This window comes from Streptomyces sp. NPDC094032, from assembly GCF_040303965.1.
Classification (GTDB): Bacteria; Actinomycetota; Actinomycetes; order Streptomycetales; family Streptomycetaceae; genus Streptomyces.
Genome location: NZ_JBEOUE010000015.1, coordinates 1 through 14,262 on the forward strand (window position 1 = coordinate 1; position 14,262 = coordinate 14,262).

At 76.7% G+C, this 14,262-nt stretch carries 8 protein-coding genes; 4 read left to right on the plus strand and 4 right to left on the minus strand.

Annotated features, from left to right (window positions below; translation table 11 throughout):
* On the plus strand, window positions 1–1,614 hold a 1,614-nt coding region (locus ABTZ54_RS21370; RefSeq protein WP_351665506.1), incomplete at its 5' end, for an HSP90 family protein.
* Window positions 1,611–4,562, plus strand: coding sequence for a tetratricopeptide repeat protein (locus tag ABTZ54_RS21375; RefSeq protein ID WP_351665514.1), 2,952 nt, complete (start codon window positions 1,611–1,613; stop codon window positions 4,560–4,562). The genes ABTZ54_RS21370 and ABTZ54_RS21375, both read left to right, overlap by 4 nt.
* A gap of 62 nt (window positions 4,563–4,624) precedes the next feature.
* On the opposite strand, the gene ABTZ54_RS21380 is transcribed toward ABTZ54_RS21375, so the two are convergent.
* The 3 genes from ABTZ54_RS21380 to ABTZ54_RS21390 all read right to left on the minus strand — a co-directional run bounded on the left by ABTZ54_RS21380 (window position 4,625) and on the right by ABTZ54_RS21390 (window position 10,056).
* Complete coding sequence (locus ABTZ54_RS21380) at window positions 4,625–7,861, minus strand: AAA family ATPase (protein ID WP_351665516.1); 3,237 nt, start codon at window positions 7,859–7,861, stop codon at window positions 4,625–4,627.
* A 78-nt stretch (window positions 7,862–7,939) separates the two neighbouring features.
* Window positions 7,940–8,767 carry a phosphoenolpyruvate hydrolase family protein gene (locus ABTZ54_RS21385; protein ID WP_351665518.1) on the minus strand — a complete coding sequence of 276 codons (828 nt, stop codon included), beginning with the start codon at window positions 8,765–8,767 and terminating at the stop codon, window positions 7,940–7,942.
* Window positions 8,764–10,056: a Tm-1-like ATP-binding domain-containing protein gene (locus tag ABTZ54_RS21390; protein ID WP_351665807.1), complete on the minus strand. Its 1,293-nt coding sequence runs from the start codon at window positions 10,054–10,056 to the stop codon at window positions 8,764–8,766. The genes ABTZ54_RS21385 and ABTZ54_RS21390 overlap by 4 nt, the downstream gene beginning before the upstream one ends.
* Before the next feature lie 119 nt (window positions 10,057–10,175).
* On the opposite strand from ABTZ54_RS21390, the gene ABTZ54_RS21395 reads away from it, so the two are divergent.
* Window positions 10,176–11,627: an aminotransferase-like domain-containing protein gene (locus tag ABTZ54_RS21395; protein ID WP_351665520.1), complete on the plus strand. Its 1,452-nt coding sequence runs from the start codon at window positions 10,176–10,178 to the stop codon at window positions 11,625–11,627.
* 36 nt (window positions 11,628–11,663) lie between these two features.
* Here the strand turns inward: ABTZ54_RS21395 and ABTZ54_RS21400 are convergent, their stop codons facing one another.
* Window positions 11,664–12,365, minus strand: coding sequence for a VC0807 family protein (locus tag ABTZ54_RS21400; protein ID WP_351665522.1), 702 nt, complete (start codon window positions 12,363–12,365; stop codon window positions 11,664–11,666).
* A gap of 291 nt (window positions 12,366–12,656) precedes the next feature.
* Between ABTZ54_RS21400 and ABTZ54_RS21405 the strand changes: the two genes are divergently transcribed.
* Entirely contained in the window at window positions 12,657–14,252 is a 1,596-nt protein-coding gene (locus ABTZ54_RS21405; RefSeq protein WP_351665524.1) for an FAD-dependent monooxygenase, read from the plus strand.
* The last annotated feature ends 10 nt before the right edge of the window (window positions 14,253–14,262 follow it).

The following is a 14,262-nucleotide window of genomic DNA, read 5'->3' on the forward strand; positions in this document are numbered from 1 at the left end:
GCCCTGGACCCCGACGCCCCCGCCCGGGTCCGGATCGACGCCGACGGCACCACCCTGCGCATCACCGACACCGGCATCGGCCTCACCGAGACCGATGTCCACACCCTCCTCGCCACCATCGGCAACAGCTCCAAACGGGACCCCGCCCACGGCCTCGAAGGCGCCCGCGCCGAATACCTCGGCCAGTTCGGCATCGGCCTGCTCGCCTGCTTCGTCGTCGCCGCCGAGATCCGCGTCGTCTCCCGCTCCGCCCGCACCCCCGACGCACCCCCCGTCGAATGGCGCGCCCACGACGACGGCTCCTACACCGTCACCACCCTCGACCAGGCCGCCCACCCCGAACCCGGCACCACCGTCCACCTCACCGCCCGCCCCGGCACCACCGACTGGCTCACCCACGACCGCGTCCTCACCCTCGCCCGCCACTACGGCTCCCTCCTCCCCCACACCATCCACGTCGGAGACCAGCCGGTCACGGACCTGCCGGCACCGTGGGAGCGCGCGTACCCGAGTCCGGCGGCGCGCCGGGCGGCGCTGGCCGCGCACTGCCGCGAGACCCTGGGCTTCACGCCCCTCGACGTCATCGAGCTCGACGTGCCGCTCGCCGGACTGCGCGGGGTCGCCCACGTCCTCCCCTCGCAGGTCAGCCCCGCCCACCGGGCGGGCCACCGGGTCCACCTCAAGGGGATGCTCCTGACGGAGAAGGCCGACGGGCTGCTCCCGGACTGGGCCTTCTTCGTCCGCTGCGTCCTGGACACCGACACCCTGCGCCCCACCGCCTCCCGCGAGTCCCTCTACGAGGACGAGACGCTGGACGCCGTACGCGAGGCCCTCGGCCGGTCCGTACGCGACTGGCTGGCGGAGCTCGCGGCGAGTGAGCCCGAACGCCTGCGCCGCCTCCTCGCCGTCCACCACCTCGGCGTGCGGTCGCTGGCGCGGCACGACGACGGGATCCTGGCCGCGATGCTGCCGTGGCTGCCGTTCGAGACCAGCGACGGACAGCTCTCCCTGGACGCCTTCGCCCGCCGCCACCCGGTCGTCCACTTCACCCGTACCGTCGAGGAGTTCCGCCAGGTCGCGGCCATCGCCGCCGCCCAGGGCATCGGCGTCGTCAACGGCGGGCACACCTACGACTGCGCGCTCGTGGAACGCCTGCCGTCGGTGCGGCCGGGCACGGCCGTGGCCGAACTCGACGCCGGCACCGTCGCCGACCGCCTGGACGCCGTCGCCCCCGCGCACGAACGCGCCCTCACCGGCTTCCTCTCCCTCGCCCGCACGACGCTCGACGCCCTCGGCTGCGACGTCGCCCTGCGCGCCTTCCGGCCGGTCACCCTGCCCGCGCTGCTGCTCGACGGCCGCCTCGTCCTCAACCACCACAGCCCCCTCGTCCGCCGCATCGCCGCCCTCGACGACCCCACCCTCACCGCCACCGCCGTCGAAGCCCTCTACGGGCAAGCCCTCCTCATGGCCCAACGCCCCCTGCGCCCCGCCGACAACGCCCTCCTCAACCGCACCTTCCTCGGCCTCCTCGACCGGTCCGTGCGGACGGGGTCCGGCGGGACGGAGCGTGCGGCGGACCCGGCCCCCGAACGCCCCTCCGGAGAACACCGATGACCCGCCGCCCCCTCGACGAGATCCGCAACGACGTCTACCGCAACGGCGAGGAGCCGTACGGCTCGGCCCGCAACGCCCGCGCCGAGCGGCTGGTCGCCGAGGCGGAGGCGACGGGCGACCGCCCGCTGCTCGTCGAGGCCCTGACGGGACTGACGGTCGCGTACACCTCCAGCGCGGAGGGCGACAAGATGTTCGTGCCGTTCGCGCGGCTGCTGCGGATGTGGGACCAGAATCCGGCGGACTTCGACGAGGACGACACCCACGAGCTGTTCTGGATGTTCAAGTGGGTCAGCGGCAGCGCGCTCGACCAGCCGGACATCCCGCTCGACTCCATCGAGCGGTGGCTGACCGAGATGCGGCACCGCTACCGGCTCGCCGGACACTCCGAACGGGCCGTGCACTCGCGGGAGTTCGAGGTCGCCCGGCACCTGGGCGACCGGCCGCGCGCCGAGCGCGCCCTGGCCGCGATGCTCGCCGCCGAACGGGACGAGATGGCCGACTGCCCCGCCTGCGAGCTGCACGAGCGCGGCCGGTGGGAGACCGAGCGGGGCGAGGACGCCCGCGCCCTCGACGTGTGGCGGCCCGTGCTCGACGGGCGCGCCGCCTGCATGCACGAGCCGCACGCCGTGCTCGCGCTGTCGCTGCTCCCCCTGGTCCGCCTCGGCAGACTCGACGAGGCCCGCGCCCACCACCTGCGCGGCTACCGCATGGCCCGTACGGAGACCGGCCTCACCGTCGCCGTCGCCGCGCACGTCGAGTTCTGCGCGCTGACCGGGAACGAGCCGCGCGGCCTGGAGATCCTCGCCGAGCAGTCCGCCCGCTGGGGTCTGCGCGGGGACGTCGGACCGTACCTCCACTGGCTGAGCTGCGCGGCCCTGCTCACGGGCCGGCTCGTCGCGCTCGGCCGGGGCGAGCACCCGGTGCCGGGGCCCGCCGGCACGGAGTGGACGGCCGCCACGCTCCACGCGTACGCGACCCGGGAGGCGCTGACCCAGGCGGCCCGCTTCGACACCCGCAACGGCGACGACCGGACGTCCGCGCTGGTGCGGGCCCGGATGACGGCGCGGCCGCTGCTGGACGCGCTGCCGCTGGGTCTTGGCGGGGAGGGGCGGTCGTTCGGCGGAGGGGTCGGGGCTGTCCCCGAGAGCGCGGCGGCGGCCGGTGCCGTGGAGACCGACGCGGAACTCCTCGCGCACGCGCGGGCGTCGACCGCCGTGGGCCACCCTGCGGCCGGGGCGGCCTGGGGGCGTGCCCGGACCGCCGTGGAGGCCCGTGGCGGCGCCCTGTCGCCCGCCGACGGCGCCGACGCCCTGGACGCCGAGGCCCTCGCCCTCCAGCGCGCGGACGCGGGCGGCGCCGAAGCGGCCGCGCTGTTCGCCCGCGCGGCGGACCTGCACGCACGGGCCGGGCGGGAGGGCCGGGCCCTGGTGTCGCGGGCGCGGGCGCTGATCGTCGCGCCGGACGCCTCGGTGGCCGGGCTCGACGAGCTGTGCGTACGGGCCGGAGCCCTGCACACGGACGGGCGGGCCACCGCCGCCGAGACGGCGACCGTGCTCCTGCTGCGCTGCCGGGCGCTCGTGGCGGGGCTCGGGGCGGGCGACGGCACGGCTCGGGCACGGGAGGAGGTCCACCGGCTGCTGGCCTTCGCCGAGGAGGCGCGGGAGGGGCGGGACCGGCGGGCGGACCAGGAGCTGCTGAGCCGTATCGCGTCCGCCGTCGAACTGCTCGCGCGGATCACCGCGCCGGAGGATCCCCGGGCCGCCGTGCGGCTGGCGACGGCCGCCGTCGCCGACCATCACGAGGCGGGGCGGCCCTGGCTCGCCACGCCCGCCGAACTCCTCCTCACGAGCCTGCTGTCGGCGGTGCGGGACCACGAGCGGGCGGCGGCCGTGGCGCGCGGGGTGCTCGGCGACGAGGCGCGCACGGAGCTGCTCGGGCCGGGCGACCGGGCCCGGTTCTGTCTGGCGCTCGCCCAGGCGGTGACCGGTCTGGAGGGTCCGGGGCCCGAGGCGGAGGCGCTGCTCGTGGACGCCGACCTCTTCGCCGGGGCCGCGGGCGAGGGGGCCGGACTCGGCGCCCTGGTGCGACTGCGGCTCGGCGGGCACTACTGCGCGCTCGGCCGGTTCCACGAGGGCGCCGCCGTCCTGGAGGCCGTCCTGCCGGAGCTGCGCACCGGGCACGACCCGGCGGATCTGGTCCAGGCCCGGGTGTGGCTGGCGCACGCGGCGACGGGGCTCGGCGAGCCGCGGCAGGCCGCCGAGCAGTACGCGCTGGCCGCCGCCGAGACCGGCGACTGGGCGGACCGGCACCCTCACGCGGTCCTCTCGCAGCAGGCGGCCGAGGCGCTGGCCACGGCCGGCCTGCCGGAGGAGTCCGCCCGGGCCTTCGAGCGGGCCGCCGACCTCTGGCGGGCGCTCGGGGACCCGATCGGGGCCGTGCGCGCGCTGCGGGGCCGGGCCTGGGAGGCGCTGAAGGCGTGGGGTCCCGCCGCGGGCGAGGTCGTCATGGAGGAGGCGCTGCGGGAGAACGAGCGGGCGCTCGCCGCGGCCGGGACGGCCGAGGAGCGGATGCGCGGGACCACGGAACTCGGCACCACCCGGCAGCAGTTCGCGCATCTCCTCGTGGAGGCGGCGGAGGCGGCGCCGTTCGAGGAGGAGGAGTCCGCCGAGCGGTACGCCGAGCTCGTCGCCCTCTTCGAGCGGGCGCTCGAAGAGGCGGAGCGGGCCATCGTCGCGCTGCGGAGCTGCGGCGAGGCCGCCCGCTCCGACCTGTGGCTCTGCGAGCTCCTCGCCGTACGCCTGGAGTGGGGGCTCGGCCGGGCGGGCGCGGCCAACGGGCGGGCCCGGCGGGTCCACGCCGGTGTGCAGGACCTGCCCGACCCCGACGGCACCCTGGCCGTGGTCGCCGCCGAGTGCGAGGCGCTGCTGGGCGCGCCGGGGGCCTTCTGACCCGTACGGGGGCGGTCCGACCCTTACGGGCCGGGGGCGGGCGGGGTCTTCGCGGCGCGGCCTCAGCCCGTCGCTCGGGCCACCAGGGAGGCGAGGCCCGCGCGGGTCATCACGCCGGTCTTGCGGTAGACCCTGGCCACATGGCTCTCGACCGTGCGGGGGCTGAGGCACAGACGGTCGGCGACGGCCTGGTTGGTGAGGCCTTCGGCGACGAGGGCGGAGATCTCACGCTCGCGGGGGGTGAGCGTGGCGAGCGGGCCTTCCGCGTCCGTCGCCGGGCCCGGGCCCGGCGGTTCGGGGCCCAGGGCCGCGGTGCGGGTGCGGTCGGCCAGGTCGGTGAGCAGGCGGGCGCCGCCGGCGGTGGCCAGGCTCCGGGCGCGGCGCCACATCGCGGCGGCCTCGGCGGGATCTCCGGCGGCCCGGGCCACGGGGGCGCCGAGCAGCAGGGTGTGGGCCTCGCGCAGACCGGTGCCCGAGCGGGCGTACTCGTGCGCCGACCGGGCGAACAGCTCCGCCGCCGCGGCCTGTTCGCCCGCGTGCAGGCGCAGCCGGGCGCGGGCGCGCAGGGCGGCGGCGCGCTGGACGGGCAGGTCCAGGCGTTCGGCCTCGGCTTCGGCGCGCCGGGCCGCGTGGTGCGCGCCGGAGGGGTCGCCGATGGCGAGCGAGGCGGTGGCGAGGAGTTCGAGGAATCCGGGCCGTACGGAGGGCTGGATCCTGGGCAGGGCGGGGCCGCCGCCCGTGGTGAGGAGGATGTCCCGTACCCGGTACGGGTCGGTGGCGACGGGGATCGCCTGGGCGAGCAGGCTGCGGGCGAGGGTGCCCCACCAGCCGCCGGCCGTGCCGACGGTGGCGGCGGCCTCCTCGGCGGCGGCGAGGGCGCCGGGGTCGCCCAGGGGCCTGGCCTGGAGCAGGATCGTGGCCCTGATGGCGCGGCTGAAGCCGAGGACCTCGGCGCCGCCCAGGGTGCGGGCGAGGGAGATCGCCTCGTCGGCGAGGCCGAGGGAGGTGTCGACCCTGCCGGTGAGGGACTGGACGTACGCGGCGCACAGGAGCAGTTGGGAGAGGGCGAAGGGGCGTCCCGCGCGGCGGGCGAGGGCGATGCCCCGGGTGGTGTGGCGCTCGGCCGCGGCGGGGTCGTCGAGGAAGATCTCGCTCCAGCCGAGCCGGACCAGGGCTTCGCAGTACGCGGTGAGTTCGCCGTCGGTCATGGCGTCGACCAGGGTGGCGGCCTCCTCCGCGTGGGCGCGGGCGGCGTCGGTCTCGCCCTCGTACGCCTCGCCGAGGGCGCCGAGGGTGAGCGCCCCGAGCGTGCCGGGCTCGTCCCCGCGCGCGCGGGCGTCGGCAAGCACGGCGGCGAGTTCGGCGCGGACCTCGGGGAAGCGGGCCTCGAAGAGGGCGCGGCAGCCCCATTCGACGACGAGCCGCAGCCGGAGCGAGGGGCGGGGGCCGGGGCCCCGGCGCAGCTCGCGGCGGATCAGGGCGTCGGCCTCCCGGTAGCGGCCCAGGTGCCGTTCCATGAACGCGCACAGGAGCACGGCCGCGCTGCGGGGCTCCTCCTCGCCGGTGGTCGCGGGGCACCGGGCGCCGGTGCGGCGGGGCGGTCCGTCCTCCCCGCACAGGGCGAGCAGCCGGTGCAGCAGGTCCCGGCTCTCCTCGACCCGGCCGGCGTGGCCGAGCGCGCGGGCCCGGCGCAGCTTCAGCTCGACGCGGGCCTGACGGTGTTCGGGGGCGTCGGGCAGGACGTCGAGGACGGCCGCGAGGCGGCGGGCGGTGAGCGCGGGGTCGGTGGCCTCGGTCAGCTCGGCGGCCCGCACCAGGGCGGCGGCCGCGGCGGGCTCCCAGCGGTTCAGATAGCGCTCGATGTGCGCCGCGCGCGCGGTGGCGGGCGCGCCCGCTCCGGCGAGGCCCTCGGCCGCGCGGCGGTGGTACTCGCGGCGCCGCAGCGGGTCCATGGACCGGTGCACCAGCCGGGCGAGGGCCGGGTGCCGCAGCTCCAGGGTGTGTCCGTCGGGGTGCGGGCGGACGAGGTCGAGCCGCACCAGGTCCCGTACGGCCCGGACGAGTTCGTCCCGGCTCGCGCCGGTGACGGCGGGCAGCAGGTCGGTGCGGGCCTCCTCCCCGAGCAGGGCGACGGCGTCGACGACCGCGCGGGCCGGGGGGTCGAGCGGTGCCAGCTCGTCGAGGAGCACGGCGAGCGCGCCGCCGCTGCCCCGGGCGCCCGCGAGCGCCAGGAAGTAGGCCGGGTTACCGCCGCTGGCCGCGTGCAGTTCGGCCACGCGGTCCGGGGGCAGCCCGGGGGCGAGCCCGTCCGCGCACTCCGCCGCGCCAAGGGGACCGAGCGCCATCCTGGTGAGCGTGCCGCCCTCGGCGCCCCGGGCGAGAGCGGCCGCGAGCGCGGGCGGGGTGCGCTGCTCCCGACGGGCCGTCACCAGGAGCACGGGGGCGGCCACGGGATGGCGCAGCAGGTGGTCGAGCAGGTCGAGCGAGGCGTGGTCGGCCCGGTGCACGTCGTCGAGGACGAGCAGCAGCGCGGGCTCGGCGACCCGGGCCAGGGCTTCCGCGGTCCGCCGGAAGATCCCGTACGGCTCCGGCCAGACCTGCGGCGGCACGCCCCACGGGTCCCGCCCGGAGGAGCCGGCCCCGGCGTACCCGGTCCCCGTCCAGGGCCCGATGATCCCGTACGCCCCGGGGCCGACGGAGTCGGACCCGTACGGGAGCTCGTAGGGGAAGGAGTCGGGCCCGTACGGGGAGCGGCCGGTCGATCCGGGCTCGTACGCGGAGGCCCCGGGCCCGTACGGGTGGACGGGGCCCGGCCCGTACGCGGCGGAACCGCCCCCGGGCGGGAAGTCGGGGACCGTCCACGGCGCCCGGCCCGGCTTCCGGCTCGGGCGGCGGGTGGGGCGGCCCGGTGCGGGGGAGGTCGTGTCGGCCGGGCGGGAGGTGCGGCTCGCGCCGCAGGCGATGCGTACCGCGTCGGCCGCGTCCGGTGCGCGGGACTCCTCGCCGACCGGGCCCAGGTCCGCGAAGGCGTCCGCGAACAGCTCGAACGGCATGGGGTGCGCGCGGCCCGAGGCGCGGCCGTGCAGGACGGTGACGCCGGCCCGGCGGGCGCGGGCGGCGAGCTCGGTGAGGAGGCGGCTCTTGCCCACGCCGGGCTCGCCGGTGATGTCGACGGCCTTCGGGGCGTCGGACCCGCGGCGCCCCGGGAAGCGCAGCAGTTCTTCCAGGCGGGCGAGTTCGGCTCGCCGTCCGGCGAAGGGCGCGCGGTCGACGCTCCCCTCCCCTGTGCTTGTGTTCATCACCGGTCCCCCACGGACTTGGTTCCCCGTCACCCGTTGTACGGCACGCCTCTGACAGCCGGGCCGTCGCCCCTGGGGTCAGTGGCCGGGCGACAGCGCCTTGAAGGCCCTCGTCTGCTCGGTGATGGCCCGTTCGGTGGGCAGCCGTTCCACCGAGGAGGCGCCGAAGAAGCCGACGACGCCGGTGGTGTGCGCCAGGACGTAGGCGGCGTCCTCGGGCTCGGCGATGGGACCGCCGTGGCAGAGCACGAGGACGTCGGGGTTCACCCGTTTGGCGGCATCGTGCATCTCCTGCACGGCCTGCGCCGCGCGCTCCAGGGTGAGGGCGGTCCCGGCGCCGATGGCGCCCTTCGTGGTGAGGCCCACGTGCGGGACGAGGACGTCGGCCCCGGCGCGGGTCATGTCGGCGGCCTGCTCGGGGTCGAAGACGTACGGCGCGGTGAGCAGGTCGCGTTCGCGCGCCGCGCGGACCATGTCGACCTCCAGGCCGTAGCCCATGCCGGTCTCCTCCAGGTTGACCCGGAAGGTGCCGTCGTAGAGGCCGACGGTGGGGAAGTTCTGGACCCCGGCGAAGCCCATGGCCTTGAGCTCGTCGAGGAAGAGGTCCATGCGGCGGAAGGGGTCCGTGCCGCACACCCCGGCGAGGACGGGGGTGTCGCGGACGACGGGCAGGACCTCGCGGGCCATGTCCTTGACGATGGCGTTGGCGTCCCCGTAGGGCAGCAGCCCGGCGAGGGAGCCGCGGCCGGCCATCCGGTAGCGGCCGGAGTTGTAGATGATGAGCAGGTCGACGCCGCCGGCCTCGGCGCACTTGGCGGAGAGTCCGGTGCCCGCGCCGGCGCCCACGATGGGCCTGCCCTGGGCGATCTGGGCGCGCAGCCTGGCGAGTACGTCCTGACGGTTCACGCGGTCCTCCCGGACGCGGTCGGGGCCGCGGTCGCGGTCCGGGGCGGGCTCGGGGGCGTGTGCTCGCCGATGAGCTGGTGCAGCCGGTCGGCCATGGCGACGGCGAACGAGGCGTCGTTGACGTGGGCGTCGAGCTCGTGGATGCGCACGCCGCCGCCCGCGACGGCGCGGCGCAGCGCGTCGAGTCCGGCGGCGTCGGCGTCCGGGTCCTCGAACGGGCCGCCCGTCACGTCGACGGCGGAGACGCCGCGGCGGGGCCAGAACACCTCGGCGGGGCCGCGGGCGGCGGACAGCTTGCGGCCGATGGCGGCGCCGAGCTCGGCCATCTCGGCGCCGGTGGTGCGCATGAGGGTGACGGTCGGGTTGTGGACGAGGAGCCGGCGCCCGGCGAAGCGCTCGGGGACGCTCGCCTCGGGCCCGAAGTTGACCATGTCGAGCGCGCCGGGGGCGACGACCTGGGGGATGCCGGCGGCGCCCGCGGCGGTCAGCCGGCGCGGTCCGGCGCTGAGCACGCCGCCGACGAGTTCGTCGGCGAGTTCGGTGGTGGTGAGGTCGAGGACGCCGTCGAGCAGGCCGTCGCGGGCCAGCTTCTCGACGGCGCGGCCGCCCGCGCCGGTGGCGTGGAAGACCAGGACTTCGTAGCCGTGTTCGGCGAGCCGGGCGCGGGCGGTGTCCACGGCGGGCGTGGTGACGCCGAACATGGTGGCGGCGACGACCTTGCGGCCGCGTCCGGCGGACCGGTCCTGGTTGCGTTCGTGGCGGCGGGCCATGCCGGCGGCGGCCGCGGCGGCGTTGCCGAGGACCTGCCGGGAGACGGAGTTGAGCCCGGCGATGTCGACGACGCTGTACATCATGGTGAGGTCGCTGCTGTCGACGTACGGCGAGACGTCGCCGCCCGCCATGGTGCTGACCAGGATCTTCGGCACGCCGATGGGCAGGGCGCGCATGGCCTGGGCGGCGATGGCGGAGCCGCCGCTGCCGGCCGCGGCGAGCACGGCGTGGGCACGGCCGGAGCGGTGCAGGTCGAGGACGACACGGGTGAGTCCGTCGGCCATGGCGGAGACGGCGGCACCCCGGTCGCCCGCGGCGCGCAGGGCGGCCAGCTCGTGTCCGCCGGCGCGGGCGACGAGCTCGGCGGGGATGTCGGGGACGGGGGTGTGCGCGGGTGGTGGCAGCACGCCGGTGTCGACGAGCAGGACGTCGGCCCCGTACTCGCGCAGCCGCTCCCGCAGCCAGGCGTACTCCTCCCCCTTGGTGTCCAGTGTCCCGACCAGCACCACCGTGGCCAATGCCCTCACGCTCCCTTTCTGTGGCGGTGTCACCGATCCTCCGTGCGGTGTCCGGTCGCCGCAACGACCACTCGGGGCCGATTGGCCTGCGCGGACACCCCGTGGCCAAGATGGGACGCATGGCCAGGATCCCCTCGACGCGTGTGTCCCGACTGCTGACCGGCTGGGCGTCGGGGGCGCGGGGGCCGTTGCCCCGGCTGCTCGCCGACGCGCTGCGGGAGCTGGTGGAGCGGGGGGACGTGCCGGCGGGCACGGTGCTGCCCTCGCAGCGGGAGCTGGCGGCGGTGCTGGGGGTGAGCCGGTCCACGGTGACGGCGGCGTACGGCCTCCTGGAGGGTGAGGGGCGGCTGGAGAGCGTGCGGGGCAGCGGTTCGCGGCTGCGTGGTTCCGGGGTGCTCGACCGGCATCCCATGGAGGGGCGGCTCGCCAGTTTCGACGCCCGCGCGGGGACGGCCGATCTGTCGAGCGGGGCGCTGCCGGGGCTCGCCGACGTGGCGGAGGCGGTGGCGGCGCTGACGGCCGGGGACGTGGCGCCGCTCCTGGGGGCGGACGGCTACCACCCGTACGGGTTGCCGGAGCTGCGGGAGGGGGTGGCCGCCTACTACCGGGCGGCGGGCGTGCCGACGGACGCGGAGGAGATCCTGGTGACGGCGGGCTCGCAGCAGGCGGTGTGGCTGGTGGCGCAGGCGCTGGTGGACCCGGGTGACACGGTGGTGGTGGAGGACCCGACGTACCGGGGCGCCCTGGAGGCGCTGCGGGCGCGCGGGGCGCGGCTGGTGCCGGTGGGCGGCGAGGGGCCTGAGGGAGCCGGCGGAGCCGGCGGGGCGGGCGCGGCGTGGCTGCGGCGGCTGTGCGGGTCGGTGCGGCCGCGGCTGGTCTATCTCCAGCCGACGGCGCACAACCCGACGGGGCGGAGCCTGGACGAGGGGGCGCGCCGGGAGTGGCGCGGGGTGCTCGGCGAGCTGGGCCTGTTCACGGTGGAGGACACGGCGTGCGCGGAGCTTTCGCTGGCCGGGGACGAGGCGGTGGTGCCGCTGGTGGCGGGGCTGCCGAGCGGCTCGACGGTGACGGTGGGCACCTTGTCGAAGCTGTTCTGGGGCGGCCTTCGGGTGGGCTGGGTGCGGTCCTCGCCGCAGGTGGTGGCCCGGCTTGCGAAGATCAAGACCTCGGTCGACCTGTCGTGCTCGGTGGTGGACCAGCTGGTGGCGGTGCGACTGCTCGCGGAGCTGCCGGGGGCGCGGGCGCGGCGGCGCGCGGTGCTGCGGGAGCGGCTCGCCGAGGCGGAGGCGTTGTTGCGCGCGGAGGCGCCGGGGTGGGAGTGGACGCGGCCTGCGGGCGGCCCGGCGCTGTGGGTGCGGGTGCCGGGGGCCGACACGGAGGCGACGGCGCAGTTGGCGCGGCGGCGCGGGGTGTCGGTGGTGCCGGGTTCGGCGTTCTCTCCGGTGGACGGTTTCCGCGACCGGCTGCGGCTGCCGTACGCGCACGGGGTGGAGGCTTTGGCGGCGGCGTTGCCGACGTTGCTGGACTGCGCGGCCCGGAGCGCGGCGGGCGGGGGCGGTTCCGCGCGCTGAGGCGCGGGACCGCCCTCCTTGGAGACGCCCTGGGGGTCAGGCCTGCGCCCCGGCGGCCCGTGCGGCGGCTTCGGCCCGGGCGGCTCCCTCGGCGCGGCCGCGCTTGCCGGTGCGGATGGTCCACAGGACGAGCAGGCCGAGGGTGCCGTAGATGAGGACCGGGTTGGCGACGAGCATCGCCTCGACGGAGAGGGTGTACGAGAGGCCGACGCGGGCGGCGGCCTCGACGAGGTAGGCGACGCCCCAGACGATCGTCATGCGGCGCATGGCGGTGCGGAAGCCCTCGTACTGCCAGAGGCCGTTCCACCAGGCGTGGCTCTCGGCGGTGCCGTCGGTGGCGAAGCGGCGCCCGAAGTAGAACATCAGGGGCTTGGGGGCGAGCAGCGTGGCCAGGCAGAGCACGCCGAAGAGACCGGTGACGGCCGAGTCCTTGACGAGCAGGGCCCGGGCCGAGTGGGTGCCGACGAGCGAGACGACGGCGGTGAGGGCGAGGAAGAAGAGGGTGACGACGGCGAACTCGTCCGTCTTCCGGTGCCAGACGAGATGGACGACGGTGTCGAGGACCGGCCAGACGCCGCTGAGGAGCAGCGCGGTGAAGTCGCTCCAGCCGCGGTCGGTGAGCGCCCCGAAGGTGAGGACGGGTGCGACGACGTTGAGTCCGATGGTGAGCGTCCAGCCGATGGCCGTGGCGGCCGCCGAGCGGGCGGGCGCGGCTGGGCGCGCCTCTGCTGCGGACATGGTTCCCCCTGGTGAATGACCTGATCAGTGCGGTTCTCGCACCGTAGGGCGGCGCCAAAGGGACGGACAAGGCGAGGACACCCAAAATGATCTTCAAGACTTCTGTGCCGTTCGTCACTCAAACCGACGACCTGATGCACAGGGAGTCATATCGGCAGGTCGAATGCTTCTCGCGCCGTGTCGTACGCCCTGGCGAAGGGTGATCATCCGCGCGCACCCTGAGAACATGCCGGAGCGGCTGGTTCCGGCAAGCGGTGCGAGGCATCGGGGAGTTCGGGGAGCGGGGGGCGTATGCCGGTCGTGGACGTGTGTGTGGCCGGTGCGGGACCGGTCGGCCTGACCCTGGCCATCGCCCTGCGCAGGCTCGGCCTCGGGGTGCGGGTGGTCGACCGGGCCCCCGCCGCCAAACGGGAGGCGCGCGCCCTCGTGGTGTGGCCGCGCGCGGCGGAGGCCCTGGAGGCGCTCGGGGTCCTGGGCGCGCTGCGGGACGGGGCGGTGGAGCTCGGCGAGGTGACCGTGCACGGCCGCGGCCGGCGGCTCGGCTCGCTGGTCACCGGCTGGCACCGCTCCGCCCACCGGCGCCCGCTCAACATCGAACAGCACGACATCGAGCGCCTGTTGTGCGCGGAGCTGGCCCGGCTCGGCACCGAGGTCGAGTGGGACACGGAGGTCACGGACGTCAAGGTCCACGACGACCGGGCCGAGTTCACCCTCCGCCTCCCCGACGCCTCCGTGGAGTCCGCCTGCGCCGCCTGGATCGTCGGCTGCGAGGGCACCGCCAGCGTGGTCCGCGACCGGCTCGGCATCGCCTTCGAGGGGCGGCGGCGCACGGGCCTCCAGGTCGTCCAGGGGAACGCCGAGGCCGACTGGCCGCTCGGCCACCGCCCGGGGCACGGCCACATCTTCCTCGCCCCGCACCGCTCGCTGCTCGTCTTCCCGCTGCCGGGAGGCGGCTACCGCTTCTTCTGCTTCCGCGACGACCCCGACCCCTCGCGCACCGCACCCCCCACGCTCGACGAGCTGCGCGAGCTCGTCGCGGACACCACCCGGCTGCCCGGACTGCGGCTCTCCCCCACGGAGCCGCTCTGGCTGAACCGCGCCCGCTTCAGCGACCGGATCGCCACCCGGCTGCGCTGCGGGCGCGGACTGCTCGCCGGGGACGCCGCGCACGCCTGGGCGCCGGTCGGCGGGCACGGGATGAACGTGGGGATCCTCGGCGCGCACAACCTCGCCTGGAAGCTGGCCGCCGTCCACCACGGGCACGCCGACGAGCGCCTCCTCGACACCTACGGCACCGAGCAACGGGCCCTCGCCCTGCGGTACATCCGCGAGATGCGGTTCAACTTCATGGAGCTGCCGCTGCCGCCGCTCGGCTACCGGGCCTTCGCGGCCGCCGTCCCCCTCGGCCTCTCCCTCAGCCGCGTCCAGCAGCGCGTCGACCTCCAGCTGAGCGATCTGGGCCGCAGTCACCGGGGCAGTGCCCTGTCCTGGCAGCGCACCCCACGGCTGCGGCGGGGCGGGGGCGCCAGGGCCGGGGACCGGATGCCCGACGCCCGCGTCACGACCGGCGCCCCCGAACCCGTACGGCTGCACGGCCTGCTCGGGTACGACCGGTGGACGCTGGTCCTGGACGCCGCGCGGGCCGCCGACGACGCCGTGCGCGGAGCCCTGGAGGAGGCGTGCGCGCGGGCCTCCGTGCCGGTCCGGATCCTGCCGGTCACCCCGGCCGACCCGGCGGAGGCCAGGCTCCTCGGCGCCCCCGGTGTCCTGCGGCTGGTCCGCCCGGACGGCTGCGTGGGCCTGGTCGCCCCCGTCGACCGGCCCGAGGTCCTGGCCGCCTATCTCGCCGCCCTCGCCCCGCGGCCCGCTTCAGCCACCGCACAGTGATCGGGAGGCA

Bases quoted from the DNA above. Each gene is read 5' to 3' on its own strand.
- ABTZ54_RS21405 (WP_351665524.1), top strand. From the start codon at position 12,657: ATGCCGGTCGTGGACGTGTGTGTGGCCGGTGCGGGACCGGTCGGCCTG.
- ABTZ54_RS21380 (WP_351665516.1), bottom strand. From the start codon at position 7,861: ATGAACACAAGCACAGGGGAGGGGAGCGTCGACCGCGCGCCCTTCGCC.
- ABTZ54_RS21400 (WP_351665522.1), bottom strand. From the start codon at position 12,365: ATGTCCGCAGCAGAGGCGCGCCCAGCCGCGCCCGCCCGCTCGGCGGCC.
- ABTZ54_RS21375 (WP_351665514.1), top strand. From the start codon at position 1,611: ATGACCCGCCGCCCCCTCGACGAGATCCGCAACGACGTCTACCGCAAC.
- ABTZ54_RS21395 (WP_351665520.1), top strand. From the start codon at position 10,176: ATGGCCAGGATCCCCTCGACGCGTGTGTCCCGACTGCTGACCGGCTGG.